At 71.4% G+C, this 17613-nt stretch carries 12 protein-coding genes and 2 pseudogenes; 3 read left to right on the forward strand and 11 right to left on the reverse strand.

What is annotated here, in order from left to right; genetic code table 11:
• Nucleotides 1-2 precede the first annotated feature (2 nt).
• The 9 genes and pseudogenes from ACIRJP_RS23515 to ACIRJP_RS23555 all read right to left on the reverse strand — a co-directional run bounded on the left by ACIRJP_RS23515 (nt 3) and on the right by ACIRJP_RS23555 (nt 13923).
• Nucleotides 3-206, reverse strand: a complete 204-nt coding sequence (locus ACIRJP_RS23515) for an acyl-CoA carboxylase subunit epsilon (RefSeq protein ID WP_266729473.1) — start codon at nt 204-206, stop codon at nt 3-5.
• 66 nt (nt 207-272) lie between these two features.
• On the reverse strand, nt 273-1856 hold the full coding sequence (locus ACIRJP_RS23520) for an acyl-CoA carboxylase subunit beta (RefSeq protein ID WP_358945767.1): 1584 nt from the start codon (nt 1854-1856) through the stop codon (nt 273-275).
• Between the two features lie 153 nt (nt 1857-2009).
• A complete protein-coding gene (locus tag ACIRJP_RS23525) occupies nt 2010-3269 on the reverse strand; it encodes a carbohydrate ABC transporter substrate-binding protein (protein WP_404177351.1) in 1260 nt (419 codons plus the stop codon).
• The gene (locus ACIRJP_RS23530) at nt 3266-4273 is read right to left on the reverse strand and encodes a hypothetical protein (protein WP_404177354.1); all 1008 of its coding nucleotides are present in this window, start codon (nt 4271-4273) and stop codon (nt 3266-3268) included. Before ACIRJP_RS23530 ends, ACIRJP_RS23525 begins: the two co-directional genes overlap by 4 nt.
• On the reverse strand, nt 4270-5679 hold the full coding sequence (locus ACIRJP_RS23535; protein WP_404177357.1) for a hypothetical protein: 1410 nt from the start codon (nt 5677-5679) through the stop codon (nt 4270-4272). Before ACIRJP_RS23535 ends, ACIRJP_RS23530 begins: the two co-directional genes overlap by 4 nt.
• Nucleotides 5680-7963, reverse strand: a pseudogene (locus ACIRJP_RS23540) (tetratricopeptide repeat protein).
• Nucleotides 7960-9342 (reverse strand): serine protease, encoded by a 1383-nt coding sequence (locus ACIRJP_RS23545; protein WP_404177360.1) that lies wholly within the window; start codon nt 9340-9342, stop codon nt 7960-7962. Before ACIRJP_RS23545 ends, ACIRJP_RS23540 begins: the two are co-directional and overlap by 4 nt.
• Before the next feature lie 161 nt (nt 9343-9503).
• Entirely contained in the window at nt 9504-13379 is a 3876-nt protein-coding gene (locus tag ACIRJP_RS23550; RefSeq protein WP_404177363.1) for an endo-alpha-N-acetylgalactosaminidase family protein, read from the reverse strand.
• Between the two features lie 124 nt (nt 13380-13503).
• On the reverse strand, nt 13504-13923 hold the full coding sequence (locus ACIRJP_RS23555) for a hypothetical protein (RefSeq protein WP_404177366.1): 420 nt from the start codon (nt 13921-13923) through the stop codon (nt 13504-13506).
• 118 nt (nt 13924-14041) lie between these two features.
• Here ACIRJP_RS23555 and sigJ point away from each other — a divergent pair, with 118 nt between their 5' ends.
• Entirely contained in the window at nt 14042-15007 is a 966-nt protein-coding gene (gene sigJ, locus ACIRJP_RS23560; RefSeq protein ID WP_404177369.1) for an RNA polymerase sigma factor SigJ, read from the forward strand.
• Here the strand turns inward: sigJ and ACIRJP_RS23565 are convergent.
• Together ACIRJP_RS23565 and ACIRJP_RS23570 are read right to left on the reverse strand one after the other, a co-directional pair.
• The gene (locus ACIRJP_RS23565; protein ID WP_404177372.1) at nt 14988-15860 is read right to left on the reverse strand and encodes an MBL fold metallo-hydrolase; all 873 of its coding nucleotides are present in this window, start codon (nt 15858-15860) and stop codon (nt 14988-14990) included. The two genes, sigJ and ACIRJP_RS23565, sit on opposite strands and share 20 nt — an antisense overlap.
• A 98-nt stretch (nt 15861-15958) precedes the next feature.
• A pseudogene (locus tag ACIRJP_RS23570) lies at nt 15959-16363 on the reverse strand (ATP-binding protein); the annotation flags it as partial.
• Nucleotides 16364-16474: 111 nt separating this feature from the next.
• On the opposite strand from ACIRJP_RS23570, the gene ACIRJP_RS23575 reads away from it, so the two are divergent.
• Nucleotides 16475-17299, forward strand: a complete 825-nt coding sequence (locus ACIRJP_RS23575; RefSeq protein WP_404177375.1) for a helix-turn-helix domain-containing protein — start codon at nt 16475-16477, stop codon at nt 17297-17299.
• Nucleotides 17296-17559 (forward strand): DUF397 domain-containing protein, encoded by a 264-nt coding sequence (locus ACIRJP_RS23580; protein ID WP_404177378.1) that lies wholly within the window; start codon nt 17296-17298, stop codon nt 17557-17559. The genes ACIRJP_RS23575 and ACIRJP_RS23580 overlap by 4 nt, the downstream gene beginning before the upstream one ends.
• Nucleotides 17560-17613: the final 54 nt, after the last annotated feature.

Here is a 17613-nt window from a genome sequence, read left to right on the forward strand (position 1 = left end):
TGTCAGCCCTGCCAGGAATGCGGGGCGCGGAAGCCCGGCGTGCGTTCCAGGCGGCGCCAGCCGGCGGTGTTGCGGCCCCGGTGGGCGGGGGGCGTGGCGGGCTGGGCCGCGGCGCGGGCGAGCAGGACCGCGGTTATCGCGGCCAGTTCCTCGGGGTCGGCAAGGCCCTTCTCGACGCGCAGCACGGACTCGGCGGCAGTGCTCATGGGTTGTTTCTCCGTCTTCTCGGCAGGTCTTCGCGGGCTCGGCAGGGGTGCTGCGCGGTGTGCGGACTACTGCGGGGGGTTGCCGTGCTTGCGGGACGGCAGGTCTGCGTGCTTGGAACGGAGCATGGCGAGCGAGGCGATCAGCACCTCGCGGGTCTCGGCGGGGTCGATGACGTCGTCGACCAGGCCTCGCTCGGCTGCGTAGTACGGATGCATCAGTTCCGCCTTGTACTCCTTGACCATGCGCTTGCGCATGGCTTCCGGGTCCTCGGCGTCGGCGATCTGCCGACGGAAGATGACGTTGGCGGCGCCCTCGGCGCCCATCACCGCGATCTCGTTGGTCGGCCAGGCGTACGTCAGGTCCGCACCGATGGACTGGCTGTCCATCACGATGTACGCACCGCCGTAGGCCTTGCGCAGGATCAGCGAGATCCTCGGCACCGTGGCGTTGCAGTACGCGTAGAGCAGCTTCGCACCGTGCCGAATGATCCCACCGTGCTCCTGGTCGACCCCGGGCAGAAAGCCGGGTACGTCCAAAAGAGTGATGATGGGGATGTTGAATGCATCACACATCTGGACGAAGCGGGCCGCCTTCTCGGAAGCCTCGATGTCCAGGACGCCGGCCAGGGTCTGCGGCTGGTTGGCGACGATGCCGACGACCTGGCCGTCCATCCGGGCCAGGGCGCAGACGATGTTGCGGGCCCAGCGCTCGTGGATCTCCAGGTAGTCGCCGTCGTCGACGAGCTCCTCGATGACCTTGTGCATGTCGTACGGGCGGTTGCCGTCGGCCGGGACCAGGTCGAGCAGGACGTCGCCGCGCCGGTCGGCGGGGTCGTCGCTCGCGGCGGCCGGCGGGTTCTCGCGGTTGTTGGAGGGCAGCATCCCGATCAGGTAGCGGACCTCGGCGATGCAGGTCTCCTCGTCGTCGTACGCGAAGTGCGCGACGCCCGAGGTCTCGGCGTGCACGTCCGCGCCGCCGAGCCCGTTCTGGGTGATCTCCTCACCGGTGACCGCCTTCACGACGTCCGGTCCGGTGATGAACATCTGCGAGGTCTCGCGGACCATGAACACGAAGTCCGTCAGCGCCGGGCTGTACGCCGCACCGCCCGCGCACGGGCCGAGCATCACACTGATCTGCGGGATCACGCCCGAGGCCCGGGTGTTGCGCTGGAAGATCCCGCCGTAACCCGCGAGCGCGGAGACGCCCTCCTGGATACGGGCGCCGGCGCCGTCGTTCAACGAAACCAGCGGCGCACCCGCCGAGATGGCCATGTCCATGATCTTGTGGATCTTCGTGGCGTGGGCCTCGCCCAGCGCACCGCCGAAGATCCGGAAGTCGTGCGCGTACACGAAGACCGTGCGGCCCTCGACCGTGCCCCAGCCGGTGATGACACCGTCGGTGTACGGCTTCTTCTCCTCCAGGCCGAACCCCGTCGCCCGGTGCCGGCGCAGCTGCTCGACCTCCTTGAACGAACCCTCGTCCAGGAGCAGCGCGATGCGCTCACGCGCCGTCAGCTTGCCCTTGGCGTGCTGCGCCTCGGTCGCCCGGTCACTCGGTCCGCGGCGGGCCTGCTCACGCAGCGCCAGCAGTTCGGCCACCCGGCCACGGGTGTCGCTCGGCTCGCCCGGGGTTTCGTCCACAACGGTCATGTACCGACCCTACGAAGCCGGGCAAGCAAATCCCGCCGTCGACTCCGTACAGTCTCCTGACCCGTTTCCTGGTGGAGCCCAACAGAAGCCGGACGGCTTGCAGGCGAAGTACCAGCCAGTACGGTGCAGTCTTTGTGCGAGTCCGACAAAGACTCACTGTGGTCTGCTGCACACCCCTGTCAGCCTCCGGGTGTCGTCCGCTTGGGCCTCCTGGACCCGTTGGACGTCCTCCAGCCGGGGTCGCACCGGGGCGTCGGGGTGGGCCATGGTCAGCAGCACCGCCTCGTAGAAGGCGTCCCGCACGGCGGCGGGCATCACATCGGAGGCGTCCAGGCAGAGCGGCACCCGCTGGTCGGTGAGGCGGTCGCTGATCTGCTTCTCGACCGTCCCCTTCGGGGCGGGCACGTCGGAGTTCGGCGAGAATACCCCGGCCCGGCGGCCCCACTCCTGCTGGGCCCCGCGCGAGGTGAGCCGGGTGAGCAGATCGCGGGCCTGTGCGGAGTCGCCGAAGAGCGCGGCGAAGTCGGCGGACACCTCACGGCCCTTGAGCCTCGGGCCCGAGGGCAGCAGCGGCGCGGAGTCCGTGACGGCGGCCAGCGCGCTGCGGTCCCGGTAGAAGAACCGGGCGAAGGAGCCCTGGTGCTCCAGGGAGCACCTCTTGCCGTCGTCGGATTTCCTGGTGCCGTCGAAGAGCAGTCCGTGGCCGCCGGGCTCTCCCCGGTGGTCTTCGCGCATGGCCCGGCCGGCGGATTCCTTGTCCTGGGCCAGCAGCCCGGCCCACAGGCTCCAGGCGTCGACCAGCCGGTCGTCCGCCCACTCCAGGTCCCCGGTCGCCCAGCGCTCGTACAGCACCGGGCCCACCGTCTGGAGGATCAGGTCCTCGATCCAGTCGCTGCCCGGCCAGCCGGACGCGCCGTCGTCGCCCATGCCGATGCACCAGGAGGCGAGCGACGCGGGGCGGGCGGCCGGGCGGCTGTCCTTGCGGTACCAGACGATGGACTTGAGGTCTGCCTTGAGCGGCACCCAGAGATTGGCCTCTATCCCCTTCGCCTCCGGCTGCCAGGGCCTGCCGTACTTCGCGGCCGCGCCGTCGCCGCCCAGCTGGCGCAGCCGCCCCTCGGCGGCGTACTCGACGAGGTCCCCGACGCCGGGCAGGATCGCGATGTCGGGCGGATTGCCGGCCTGCACGGCGGCGAGCAGGACCTCCCGGGTGGCGGCGGTGCCCTGGTAGGTGTACGCGGTGCCCAGGGAGTCCAGAACCGCCTTGAAGTGCGTCTCCTGTATGTCGGTCCACGGCCCGAGGATCGTCACCCTCGGCTGTTCGTCGCTGCCGCCGGGTGCGGCGAGCCCGCAACCCGCCGCGGTCAGCGCCAGGCACAGCAGGAGCAGGAGCGCTCGGGCATGCGACCTCATCCGGCCCTCCAGTAGTCGGCGTTCAGGTGCCGGCCGATGCCGACGGCGGGGAGCAGCACGACCAGGGCGCCCGCCGCGAGCGCCCCGTAGTAGATGCCGCTCTGCCAGCCCTGGGCGGCGAGCCCGGCGCGCACCCCGGTCGCCGTGTCGGTGACGTCCTGCTGGGATTCGGCCAGGTCGGTGTGGTTCCGGGCCTGTTGTTCGATCAGGACCAGTCCGTCGCGGGCCGCGTCCAGCCGGTCCTGGGTGTTGCTCGTCGCGATCAGCGGGGCCGTCGCCAGGAAGACGACGGCCAGCAGCGAGACCAGCAGGCAGAGATCGAGGCTGTGTCCGCAGCGGGTGCGCAGCGTCCACAGCGCGGAGAGGGTGATCAGTGCCATGGCCAGCAGCCCGAGTTCGGCGACCGCCCAGCCGGTCCACCGCAGGGGGCTCATCGAGGTGAGCGTGCCGACCCTGGCCATCTGGTGTCCCTGGAGGACGTCCAGGCGCGGCACCACACCGGTGCCCTTGCGGGTGAGCAGGGTCTCGGCCTCCTCGAACTTCTCCCGCTGCATCGGCTCGTCCCGCACGTACTTCACCGCGCCGGGGGTGATGGAGCTGCTGTACGAGGTGAGCAGCCCGTTCACGGTTTCGAGCACCCCGCGGCCGCGGTCCCCGTCGATCTGTACGTCGGAGAGCCGGGACAGGCCCTGGTCGGCGGCGGCGAGCTGGTTCTCGTACCGCGCGCCGGCGCCGACCACATCGGCGATGCCCTCGTGCACGGATGTCCGGGCCTCCTCGTGGGCGCGCAGCAGGGCGAGCTGGGTGGCGGCCACGCCCTGCACGGCCGGGGCGCCGCGAGTGCGCATCTCGCCGGCCGAGATCTGGACCTCGCGGTACGAGACGAGCAGGGCGGTCATCGAGACCAGGGCGGCCACCAGCAGCGCGGCCAGGTGCCATTCCAGCAGCCGCCGGGTCCGGGAGCGGTAGGCGTTCCTGCGCGGGCGGAACGGTCCGGGGCTCACAGCGTCCTCCCGCAGTCGATGCAGAACACGGCCGCGGGTCCGGCCGGGTGGTCGCAGTGCGGGCAGCGGGTCCCCGGCCCGGGTGCCGGGACGGCCGGCAGTTCCACGGGGTGTCCGGAGGTGATGCTCAGCATCCCCTGACGGACGGTGCCCGGGTCGACGGCGGACCCGATCCGGACCCGTCCCTGCGGGCCGTCCACGATGCGGGCGACCTTGCGGACCTCGTCCAGGACCCAGTCGGCGGCGATCTCGGTGGCGAGCCGGACGGCGAGCCCGAGCTGCGCCTCGGCCCGCTCGCGGCTCTCCAGGTCGAGGGCGGCGTACCCGTGGTTGAGGGCGGTCCGCATCTGTGTGGAGACGTTCATGGTGTGGACGTTGCGGCCCACGGCGCCGGAGATGCGGGCAGTGTCCGCGGCGGTACCGGCCGGCAGCCAGCGGACCACGACCGGCTCGGTGGCGCCGCCGACGGAGACCGCGGCGAGCTGGAGGGGCACGCCCAGCGGGTCGTTGCCCGCGTCGGCCCGGAGGGTGAGGAGGTAGTCGCGGGACTCCGGCTGCCACTGGTGGGTGCGGAACTCCAGCCGGTGCGGATCGTCCCGGTCCCGCTCCGGCTCCAGCCGCTGCTGGTGCGGTGCGGTCTCGGTCAGGGTCACTTCCCGCACCGCCGGGCGCACGGTCACCACGATGGGCAGTTCGGGGCTGCGGACCCGGCGCAGCCTGACCAGGGCGGTGGCGACGGCGGGGGCGAAGGCGTCGGGCGAGGAAACGGCGGTGCCGTGCAGCCGTTCCGCGACGGCGAGCAGCGGGGCCGGGTCCCAGCCGGCTCCCGGTGCGATGACATCGGCGGTGAACTCTCCCTCGCATGCGGCCAGTTCGAGGCTCAGGGCGCTTTCCGGGCGGGTCGCGTCGTCCCCGTCTCCCCGGCTGCCGCCGTCGGTGACGAGCACCAGGTGCCGTACGGGAAGGGGGCGCTCGGCGAAGAGATCGCGCGCCCTGGCCAGCCAGGTGGTGTACCCGGCCGGCTCCTGGCCCTCGGCGGAGGCGGAGATCCGCCCGACGCTGAACGCTGCCCGGTGCCGGTCGTCGGGCCCGGCCAGCGCCCACCGGCCGCGCAGCGGGTAGCACTGCTCTCCGCCGCCGCCCAGCACGGTGTACGAGATTCCGTCGGGCAGCGCGCCCACCGCCCCGGTCAGCGCGGCGACGGCCGCGTCACGCCGCCCGGCGGCCACGTCCACCGCGACGACCAGTGCGATGTCGACGGCTGGCACCCGGTCGCGCGGCCCGGCGGCGACCGCCCGGACCCGCACATGGGCGTCGATCCGGGCGTCCCGGTCCGGCCGCTGCTTCTTCGCGACCTGGACGGTGAGGCCGATTCCGAGTCCGGGCGACGCGGCGGTGCGGCCCATTCAACTGCCTCCAGGGGTGCGGCGCCGGGGCGGGAACCAGTAGCGGGTCTGCGGGCGGACGGCGTGCGAGAGGTCGATGAGCTTCTCGTGGTCGGCGGTGTCCCTGCACTGCCGGGCCATCCAGCGGTAGCACCGCGCCAGCTCCTCCCGTACGGCCCGCTCCCCGGGCACCGTTGCCGGTGGCAGTCCCCGCCGCCACCAGCGGCCGTCGTGACGCGGGTCGCCGGCCTCGGCCCGGACCGCGTCGAGCTTCCACTCGTACAGTTCGGTGCGCAGCAGCCGGGCCGATTCGTCGCCGGTCACCACGGACGCCGGATGCGGTCCATGGCCGCCCTCGCGCAGCGGGACCGCGGCGAGCACGGCGTCGATCCGCCGCGTCCCGGGCAGCGGCCGCCCGCCCACCTTGAGCCGGGCCGCCCGGATGCGTAGCGCGGCGATCCGGGCGACGGCGTGGTCCCGCGACTCGTCCGGCACCAGATCCAGGACCTCGGCCGCGGCGTCCCGGTCCCCGCGCTCCAGCGCCAGCCTGGCCAGGCCCAGCGCGGCGCCGACGTGGGAGGGGTTGCGGGCGTGCACGGCCCGGAAGAGTTCGTACGCCGACGGGACCTGACCGGCCGGGCGGTCCGGGCCGAGCTGTTCCGCGGCGTAGGCCAGGGCCAGCTTCGCGGCGTACTCGCCGGGCAGTGCACGGTGGACGGCCGCGAAGTGCTCCAGGGCGGCCTCCAGCAGTTGCCGCCGGTCGTCCAGGACCTCCGCGCTGCGCAGCGCGACGAGCCCCCAGTGCCAGCTGAGCCGCCACTGCCGCACCGGCCCGGGGCCGGGTATGGCGTCCGCCGCCGCCACCTGTTCGCGCGCCAGGCTCAGTGCTTCGGCGCCCTCCCGGCCGAGCAGCAGCCGGGCGTTGTGCAGACAGATCTCCACCGACTGTTCGCCCTCGGCGGGCTGGGCCAGCAGCCGTCCGGGGTCGTAGCTGCTCACCAGGAACCGGGCGGCTTCCGGGTCCCCCGGGTAGGGCCTGGGCACCGGCAGCCGCCGGGCGATCTCGGTGGGGGTGCAGCCAGTGCGCGTAGTCGGGTACGGTGCCCAGCCGCCCGCCGAGCAGCCGGGTGGACGGGGTGAAGTAGGCGGAGGGTTCGGTCCGGTCCTGTTTGCCGCGCAGCGCCCGGATCTCGCGCAGCACCCCGCGCAGCTGGCCGGCCATCTCCTCCGCGTCGGCGAACCGGCGTTCCGGGTCCCGGTCGGTCGCCCGTTCCACCACCAGGCGGAAGGAGCTGGTGCCGAGGCCGGGTACGTCGTCGCCGACCGCCCAGCCCGCCAGTTCGGCCAGGGTCGCGCCGACCGTGTGGATGTCGTGGGCGACGGTCAGCGGGCTGCCGCTGACCATCTCGGGCGCGGCGTATCTGGGGGTGATGACGGGCGGCGGTTCGGTGGATCCCTGCTTGCGGACCCCGCCGAGGTCGATGACCTTCACGCCGTCGTGCTGGTGGACGACGTTGGACGGCTTCATGTCCCCGTACAGGAAGCCCATGCCGTGCAGATGGGCGAGGGCTTCGAGGATCTGGCAGCCGTAGGTGATGACATGTTCGATGTCGAGGACGAAGTTGCCCTGCCGGGTCGCCTCGACGACTGCGGACAGGGTGCGGTCGCCGACGTCCTGCATCACGATGTAGCCGCCGGAGACTGTGCCGTCCGCGCTGACGGTGCTGACGAAGTCCCGGATCTGGACGATGCGTTCGTGCCGGATGGCGACGAGGCTGCGGCGCTCCTCGGCGGCCTGGGCGGCGCCGCGTTCCGCGTACCGGTTCAGCATCCCCTTCACGGCGACGAGGTCTTCGAGGTGGGTGTCGCGGGCGAGGTAGACCCAGCCCTGGCCGCCGTGGGCGATGGGTCCGAGGATGCGGTACTGGCCCTGGAGCAGCGGCCCGTCCCGGTCGAGTTCGGGACGGTAGGAGTAGGGGACGCCGCACCTGGGGCAGTGGCCCTCGTCGGGCGGCGGGGCGGCGGTGTACGGGGCGACGAAGTAGGTGGCGCAGGACTTGGACGAGCAGCTCATCCGGACGTGGGCCCGGGTCACGGCGGCGCCCAGCCGCTGGTCGGGGGTGCTCGGGTCGAGCGGTGGCAGTTCCAGCAGGTGCCGGGGGCCGCACCGGTCGGGGGCGGTGGGCAGCGGCGGGAGTCCCGGGCCGTCCTCGGAGCGGCCGCAGGTGTCGCAGTAGCCGGTGGACCGCACGGCGCCGTCGCAGGGGGCTCCGGTGAACCGGCGGTGCGGGCAGGGGATCCTCATCGGCGGCCGGCCCGGCCGTGCTCGCCGCGCGGTCCGGGTACGTCCGCCCGGCCGTGCCGCTCCAGCTCCGCCCGGACTTCACGCAGCAGGGCGCGCAGGGCGGAGAGCCGTTCACGCGGGTCGCCGACGGTGCGCAGCCGGGCCAGCTGCTGTCGGTGGCGGGCCGCCTGGGTGCGCGGCCGGGGGCCCAGGGAGGCGGATTCCACCAGGCCGTTCAGCCCGGCCCATCGCTTCTCGATCTCCTCGACGCGGCGGACCAGTTCGACGGCCCGCTCGTCGAGAGCAGGCACCAGCAACTGCCGTACCACCTCGTCCACTTCGTCGCCGCCGCTGTCCCGCACGATGACGAGCAGCCGGAAGCCGAGTGTCCGCACCCGGGCGAGCAGGGGCACCAGCCGGTGCGGCCGCCGGTCCTCGTCGAGCCCGACCACGGCGAGGGTGGGTCCGGAGCTCCCCCGCCCGCCGTCCGCCGCCCGCTCGGGCGGGGTGCCGCCCGTGAGCAGCCACTCGCGGTACGCCTGGGCCTGGTGGCGGGGCGGCCGCAGCCTGGTCACCAGTTCGTCGACGAAGTCCTCGGGGACGGTGCGGCCACCCCGGTAGACGAGATGGGCGCGGTGCAGATGGTGCCTGAGCGTGCGGTCGCGGCCGCCGTCGTGCGGTACGACGCTGAAGCGCACCGCGGGTTCCTCACCCCCCGCGAACCATCTGCGCAGCCGCCGGTCGAGGCCGTGGTCCCAACCGTCCGGTCCGCTCAACTCGGCGACCAGGGGGACGAGTTCGGCGATCTTGTCGATCGGGATCATGTACGAGAACGCCAGGTCGTTGTCGGCGGGCAGGGCCAGATCGAGGTCGCCGCGCCAGCTGACGACCATCCCGACGACCCGCTCGGGCGTTCCGGCCGGTCCGCCGCGCACTTGCACGGCGGCGCCGCTGAACCCGGGTTTCACCACTTGTTCGTTGCGTGCGGCGTCGAGCTGGATCCAGGCGCCGTGCGCTCCGCTGATCCGCCCGGTCAGCCACATCCCGTCGGCGAAGGACCGCGCATAGCCGCCGATCCACACTTCGCCTCCGCGCTCCAGGCGCCGCTCCAGTGTCGCGGGGGTGGCGTGCGGACGCGGGCTGTCCAGGGCGAGTACCGCGATGTCCTCGCGGGTCGCGCCGAGACCGGGCAGCCAGCCTCCCTCGGCGACGCGGGCCCCGACCGGGGCGATGGCGGGGTTCTCTGCGAATTCCACCCAGATCCGGGCGTCCGGCTCCCCCACGACGTGCGCGCAGGTCAGTGCCCGGTCCTGGGTCAGCAGCACTCCGGCGCCGCAGACCCGCCCGTTCGCGTGGCCCTGCCGTAATCGGATCCGCCAGTCCGCCCTGAGCTCCCCCATGCCGCACGAGAATACGCGCGTAGCGGGGGCCGATCCCAGACCTCGGACACACTCCGGTCACTCAATGTCCATCCGGCGTCACGGAGCGGGAGCCGCCACCGTACGCGTGATGCGGGGCGGGGCAGCCCGCCAAGGACTGCCCCGCCCCGCATCGGATCGCGTCAGCCGCCGCAGTGGAAGCGGGCGTCGCCCCAGTCCGCGTGGTCGTTGCCATTGCCGTCGCCACCGTCACCGACGACCAGTTCGACGTACTTGGCCCCGGTGACGTCCGCCGTCAGCGACCAGGCGCTGTCGGCCGCCTTCAGCACGGGCGACTTCACCTTCTCGGTGCCGTCGGCCGTGACGGAGAACTGCACGCTGCCGGCGCTCTTCTGCACGTCGTCCACGCCGACCTGGGCGGTGAACGAGGTGCACTTCCCGCCCAGGTAGTAGCGGATCCTCGCCGGTGCGTGGCTGCCGAGCCCCTTGGTGTAGACGGTGGAGCCGATGGTCAGCGGGGAGCCGTCGCCGGTGCCGGTCTCACCGTTGGAGAGGTCCTTCTCCACCGGGCCCCAGCCGTTCTGGGAGGCAGTCCAGTCCAGGTCGCTGGCCCAGCTGTCGGTGGTGGGCGGCGGCGGCAGGGTCCGTACGGAGGTCTGCGCGCCGAGCGTGCGCCGCGCACCGCCGACGGTGTAACCCGCCTCGGAGCTCAGGCCGTACGTCTGGTACTTGGCGTCCACCGGCGGGGTGACCTGCCAGCTGCCGGTGACCTGGGCGCCGGCCGCGACGGAGTCGAAGGTGACGGCGCCGGTGGGCTCCGCCTGCCAGCCCTCGGGCACGGTCAGGCTCAGCGCGACGCCGGTCGCCGCCGTCGCCTCGTAGTTGGTGAACGAGACCTTGACGGTGTTGGCGGTACCCGGCTCCAGGGTCTCGGCGGCCGGTGCGACGGCGAGGGTGCCGCAGGCGGCCTGCTCGGAGTCGGGGGCCGGTCCGAGGTCGGTCACGGTGAAGGAGTCGAGTACGAAGTCGGCGCCGTCGGGGGCGTCACCGCGCTTGCGCAGCCCGGTCCAGGTGTCGCCGCAGCCCGCGACGACCGTCTCGGCGAAGTGGCCGGTGGTGCGCTGCTGTCCGATGGCGGTGGTCCGGGTCTCGACCGAGCCGGGCTTTTCGTCGGCGGTGATCCGGTCGTAGCCGTCGACCCATTCGTAGGCGCCCGCGTGGCTGGACTGGTAGTCGTACTCGACCTTGTAGCGGTGCCCGCCGGTCATCGGCACGGTCCACGGGGCGGTGCGGTAGACGAGTCCGGAGTTCTCCTCGTGGGACTTGAGGGACTCCTTGCCGCTGATCACGTCGTCGATCAGCTTTCCGTTCCAGCCGGCCTGGGTGTACGGGGCGTGCAGCTGGGAGATGACGGTGCGGGGGTCGGTGGAGCCGCCGGCGTCGCCCTTGAGGAAGGGGCCCCAGCCCTGGTCGACGGCCTCGAAGTCCTCGTAGGAGAGGGTGTTCGCCTTCGTCTGAGGGGCATTGGCGACGATGCGTACGTCATCGGCCCGGACGCTCGCGGAGCTGCCGTCCGCCGCCTCGATGCGCAGGGTGGTGCTGCCGTTCGCGGGGGCGGTGAAGTTCACCTTGGCCCGCTGGAAGTACGTGCCGTGCCGCTCGGACGCGGCGACGTAGTCCTTCGCGGTGGAGCGGTCCACCGAGACGGACTTCCCGCCGATCGAGAGCGTGGTGTGCCGGCTCTTCCCGGGCTGGACCTCGATGAGGGCGGACGCGGTGTAGCGCTTGCCCGGGGCGAGGCCGTCGATGCGCTGCGAGAGCGCGGCGGTGGAACTGCCGGAGAGCTGGGCGCTGTTGAGCCCCTTGCCGTCCTTCTCACGGGCGACGGTGCCGGTCTTCGACCAGGCGGCCAGCGCCTTGTCGTTGAAGCCCGGGTCGTCGACCGGGGTGCCCTCGCCCCACCGTGGGTCGGCCGCCTTCGGGGCCTGCTGCGGGTAGAGGACGTACGGCTGACCCGCCTTCGCGGTCAGTGTGACCTTCCCGTCGACGGGCTTGACCGTGCCGGTCTTGACCCGGCCGTTGTCGGTGAGCTCGTAGACGGTGTACGTGCCGTTCGACGGCACCGCCCAGCTGCTCGTACCGCCCAACTTGCTGTAGTGGTACAGCTTCTTACCGCCGTCCCACGGCAGCAGGTAGTCGGTGCCGCTGAGGACCTTGCGGCCGTGGTCGTAGAACGTCCGCCTGCCGTCCTCGACCGTGCCCCGGACACCGCCGGTGAAGGTGATGTCGTTGCCGTCCCAGCGGGTGATCTTCTGCTGCTGGAGGTACTTGGCGGGCAGGTTGCGCTGCCAGATGTTGCTGGAGAAGGCGTTCCAGTCGGTCTCGTTGGTCCAGCCCTCGAACTCCTCGATGGCCGTCTGGCCGAGGACCGGGTCGTTGTTCCAGACGTCCTTCTCGCCGTTGCGGATGAACCGGATGATCTTCGAGTTGAGGCCCTTGTTGGTGGCGCCGCCGTAGTCGAGGTCATTGGCCCAGTGCGACCAGAGCGAGCCGCGCTCGAACTTGTCGGCCCACTCGGTGGCGACGTTCCAGCCCTGCTTCTGCACGGACTGCAGGGTCTTGTCCGCGATCCAGCCGTGCGTGTAGTAGACGTCGATGTAGAGCAGGCTGAGATTGGGGTCCGTCTCGTCGCGCAGCTGCTGGAAGCGCTTGGCCAGGTCACCGCTGTTGATGTCGCGGCGCTGGTCGATGTAGTAGCTCTGGCCCAGCCAGTTCCAGCCCGGCTTGGTCTTGTCGACGAGCTTCTCGTCGAAGGCCTTGGCCTCCGGGTACGCCTCCGTGGCGTTGACGTGGACGCCGAAGGTGGCGCCCCACTTCTTGCCGCCCTTCAGGAGCTCGTTGAGGTCCTTCAGCCCGCCGGCGCGCTTGTTGTAGTCGCCGCCGTAGTCGGGGTGGGCGGAGTCGTGGCCCTCGGAGGCGTATCCCTTGAGGAGCGCGAGCTGCCCGAGGCCGTCGGTGGCGAGGGAGACCCGTTTGACGTCGTCGAGGGTGCGCAGGAAGGGGTGGGTGGCCTGGCTGGCGAAGTTGAACGGGATGTGGGTGACGACCCGGTCCGGGGTGTCCTTGCCGCCGGGCGCCACGACGCCGATGGAGCGGAACGCGATGGCGCCGTCCTGCCAGTCGACCGCCTTGTCGCCGTTGGCGTCGGAGGTGACGACGACCTTCGCCCAGGGCAGGTTGTTCCCGCTCTCCGGCTTCGGCGCCCCGTCCCCGCGGTAGGTCCACTGCCCGGACCAGACGCCGACCCGGACGCTGCCGTCGTCGGCCTTGCGGGCCTGGTGCCAGAACCGGGCGTCGTCACCGCCGGTGGCGCCGGACGGCTTGTCGTACGAGGAGTTGGACTCCACGGCCGCGGCGAGCGAACCGGTGTTCACGATGGCGTACGAGGCACCGACCGGCGCCTTGTCGGCGGCGGTGTCCGCGGTGACCTTGGAGAAGACGTCGGCGGTCTTCGTCGAGTCGTTGTCCAGCCGGGTGAAGGCGGTGGCCCCGCCGGTGTCCGTGGAGCCGACGGAGACCAGGTCGTGGCCGGGGATGTCGATGGTGCCGACGCGGAACGCCTCGGTGTCTCGGACCGCCGTCACCTTGAAGGTGGTGGCGCGTCCGGAGACGGAGAGCGAGGCGTCGATCTCGATGCCGGGCAGGTCGGTGAAGACCAGCGTGTAGCGGGCGGCCGAGGCGGTGACCACGGGGGCACCCTTGAGCTTCACCGGGTGCGCGGTGCCGTTCAGGGTCACGGCGGTGACCGGCTGGGTGCTGCCGAACAGCTGACTTCCGGTGGCCTTGTCGGTGTACGCAAGGACCCGCGGGAAGTCGTCGGCGACGGCGACCGAGAGCTGCTCGGACCCGATGACCGTGGCGCCCGCGGGAACGGCCGGCCCGACTGCGGCGGGTGCGGTGGTGGAGGCGGCGGTGGCGGGGAGCGCGGTCCCCACCAGCGCCAGGACGGCGGCTGAGGCGGCGGCGACAGCGCCCGCCGAAGTGAATCTTCGCGACATGTGCCCTGAGTAGTCGCCGTGACCGGACACCGTCAACGACCTGCGGCAACTCGGGGCCCTCCAGTCCAACAACCGCGTTGCGTAAGTCCAAGTGGACGGTAGGTGTCCGGTCCGGTACGCGATCTCAGCGGCGACCGTCGCGCGGCGCTCCCATGGTGTGGTGGGCCAGTGCCAGAACGCTCAGGCCGAACATCAGGACGCCCAGCGGGACATGGACCGACGGGACGCGTGCGATACCGAGCACGACCTGCACCGAGGCGAGGACGAGGAAGCCGGACGCGTACCCGATGGGACGGGCCGGACCGCCGCCCGGCCGCCACGCCAGCACCGCGGCGAGCACGTACAGCATCGACGCCCCGTACATCACGCGCGCCCCGATGCCGTGCAGCAGCTCACCGTGCGACGAGGACAGCAGCACACCGGCGCTGACCGCCTGGAGGAAGATGGTCAGGGTCTGCAGGGCGACCGATATCCGCAGGAACGCCGCAGCCTTCGTCGTTCTCACCATTGCCGTTGCCGTTGCCCTTGCCGTCTGCGTGGTCATGACGTCGTCCCCTTGTCCGCCCGGAAGCAGTGGATCGATAAGGTCTCACCAGCCCGACGACACAGCTCCGCGAAATGCAAGGCGGGAACGAGAACGGCGGGCCCGGGGGGAAGTGGTCATGGCCAGGGGTGCACCCGCGTGGAGCGCGGCGGACGTCGACGGTGAGCGACGCCAACTCATCAACATCGCCTACCGGTTGCTCGGTTCGCTGGCCGAGGCCGAGGACGCCGTGCAGGAGGCGTACGCCCGCTGGTACGCGCGGTCCCGGAGCGAACGGTCGGCCGTCGTGTCGCCCGGTGCCTGGCTGACGACGGTGACCGGGCACATCTGCCTGGACGTGCTGGGCTCCGCGCGGGCCCGGCGCGAGCGCTACGTCGGCGCGTGGCTGCCCGAGCCGCTGCCCGACCGCCGGGAGTGGGCCGACGGGCGCGGCACCGACGCCGCCGACCCCGCCGACCTGATCACCCTGGACGAGTCGGTGACCATGGCCTTCCTCGTCGTCCTGGAGTCGATGACGCCCGCCGAGCGGGTCGCCTTCGTGCTGCACGACGTGTTCCGCTACTCCTTCCCCGAGATCGCCCAGATCGTCGGCCGCACCCCGGGAGCATGCCGGGAGCTGGCGAGTTCGGCCCGGCGGCGGGTGCGCGCCGAGCGCGCTCCGGCGGGTGCGACGGCGGGCACGGCGGTCGGGCAGGCCGAGGTGGTGCGGCAGGTGAAGGAGGCGTGGGAGGCCAAGAACATCATGGCGCTCGTCGGCCTCCTGGATCCCGGCGCCGTGATGACCGCCGACGGCGGCGGCCTGGCCGGCACCGTGCTGCGCCCGGTCGAGGGAGGCGCGAGCATCGCGCAGTACATGATCGCGATCGCCGACAAGGCTCCCGGGCTGCGGCTCCTGGAGTGTTCGGTGGCCGGTGCGCCGGGCCTGATCGCCCAGCACGCGGGCGTCACCGCGACCGTGGCGGCGTTCGACGCCGCGGATGGCCGCGCCACCCGGATCTGGGTGGTCCGTAACCCGGAGAAGCTGCGCCTGTGGACACCGGGCGAGCCCTCCGCCGGGCCGTCGTTCACCAGCGCAGGGCCGTGAAGTCGATCGGCTGGGGGCGCAGCTCCGCCGTGCGTTCCGCGAGTGCGAGCAGTCGCCGGGACATCTCGTCTGCGTCCAGCCGGCGCCGGTCACCATGGCCCGGCAGCACCCATTCGAACCGCAACTTCTCCGCCGTCCTCGCCAGCGAGGCGGCCAGCTCCTCGATGGAGTACCAGGTCACGCTCTCCGCGACTTCGAGGTCCTCGGTCGTACGGGACCAGTAGAAGCTGTCGCCGCTGAAGCAGTACCGGTCGTCCGCGAGGTAGAGCACGCTGCCCCGGGTGTGGCCGGGCAGCGGGTGCGCGGTGACGCCCTCGCCAATCTCCACCGGGTCGAGCCCCCGGATCACCTGGTCCGCGTCCGGAACCGCGTCGAGGTCGCCCTCGTGGATCCACAGCCTGGCCCCGAAGTGGTCGGCGTAGCGGCGCCCGTGCGCGACATGGTCCCGGTGGGTGAGCAGTACGTCGGTGACGGGCCCCGTGGCCGCCACGTACCGCTCGGCGAGTCCCGGGCTCCAGCGCGGGGTGTCGATCATCATGACCGTGCCGGACGGGCGCCGCAGCAGATAGGAGTTGGCACCGGCGGTGTGCGTGGAGTTGTGCCCGCACACCAGTACGCCGTCGTCCAGGGCCATCGGGAACGGGTCGAGCGAGGGGTCCGGCTGTCCGGACGCGGGCCGGATCGACCGGGTGTGACAGGCAAAGACAGCGGCGTGTAAGCGCCGGTTCTCCGCGTCACCATCCGGTTGCCGCAGAATCCGCGACGCCCCTTCCTCCTCGATGATCAGCTCGGGCGCGAACTGTCGGGCGACGTCGCAGTTGGTGCAGCGATCGTCCACGTACCAGCCGTCCACGGCAGGGCTCCTTCACTTCCACGGGAAGCGACCCCGTCGAGGGCCGCAGCTCCAGGAATAGCCCACTCGCGGCCCGCCCCGGTAGACCCCACCGACGCCGCGAACTCGCACCACACCACCTTGCCGGGGTTCCGCTCCCCCACCCCCCACTTGTCCGCGAGCGCCGCCACCAGCCGCAGCCCACGGCCCCCTTCCTCCTCGGAATCCGCCCAGGAATCGGCGATCCGGACCTCCCCGTCACCACTGTCGTGGACCTCGACTCGCAGGGTCCCGCCGACCGGTTCCAGCTGGAGCCGGAGGCGAAACCCACGACCGGGCGGGACGCCGTGGAGCAGGGCGTTGGTGACGAGCTCGCTCACGCAGAGCAACACGTCGTCGGTCCGACCGTCGCACGCCCAGTCGACGAGAGCGTCCCGCACGAACTGTCGTACGAGCGGCACGGATCGGCGTTCCCGGCGGTGGAACACCTCGCGGATCTGGGGGAGTTGAGTTGTCTCGTTCACGCAGCCAACGTCACACATAGTCACTACGGTTGAGCAGAGTGTGGGGTCGTACATCTCCGTTGTACGACTTCTGACAGGTCATCCGGGGCCCGTGACGGGGAGAGGCAGTTCATGCAACCGGCAAAGCAGAAGAGCAAGCGGATCACGTCCTGGCACCTGATCGGCGCCCAGCTGGCGACGTTCCGCAAGGCGGCCCGACTGACACAGGCGGCGTTGGCCGAGCAGTGCTCGGTGGGCGACGACACGATCTCGTCGATCGAGCAAGGGCGCAGAGCGCTGCAATGGGACTTCGCGGTCCAACTGGACGAACTGCTGGACACGAAAGGGGCGTTGCAGGTCGCGGTGTCGAAGGTGCCGCAGAAGGAGCGGTTCTCGGCGTTCGTACAGAACTTCGTGGACTACGAGCAGGAGGCGGTGACACTGCTCTCGTACCAGGACCGAGTGGTTCCGGGGCTGCTCCAAACAGAGGAGTACGCCCGGTTCGTCGTCTCCTGCCTGTATCCGCCCCCGGAGGAGGACGAGCTGGAGAAGTGGGTCGCAGACCGAATCGATCGACAGAAGCTGCTCAACCGCAAACCCCGCCCCATGCTGCACTTCATCCTGGAGGAGAGCATTCTGCGAAGCCAGATCGGCGACCCCGCCATGATGCGGAGCCAGATCCGGCATCTGCGCCAATGCATGGAACTGCCGTTCCTAGGGCTCCAGATCATGCCGATGAAACTACCGAAACACGCCGCCTTCGACGGTCCGATGGTGCTGCTGGAGACCCCCGACCACGACCACCTCGTCTACGTGGAGGGACAGCTGACCAGCTACCTTCACGAAGATCCAGACGACGTCAGTGTGCTCCAGCAGAAGTGTGGGATGCTGCGTTCGCAGGCGCTTTCCGTCGAGAAGAGCGCGCGCCTACTGGACGAACTGCTTGGAGAGACATGACCCGCGCAGCCCACCCGGCCCCTCGCACCGCCGCCCTCGCATGGTTCAAGTCCAGCTACAGCAGCGACCAGGGCGGCAACTGCATCGAAGTCGCGTACGACTGGCGCAAGTCGAGCTACAGCGGCAGCCAGGGCGGCGACTGCGTAGAGGTGGCCACCCACCCCGCCGCCGTCCACATCCGCGACTCCAAGGTGACCGGCGGCCCCGTCCTCACCGTTCCCCCCACCGCCTGGACCGCGTTCCTGAACGCCACGGTCTGATCGCGTCACGGCCCGGTACGCCGGGCCGCAACCTCCCTCGAACTATGTCGAGTT

Origin of the sequence: Streptomyces sp. NPDC102437, from assembly GCF_044765565.1 — a bacterium.
Classification (GTDB): Bacteria; Actinomycetota; Actinomycetes; order Streptomycetales; family Streptomycetaceae; genus Streptomyces.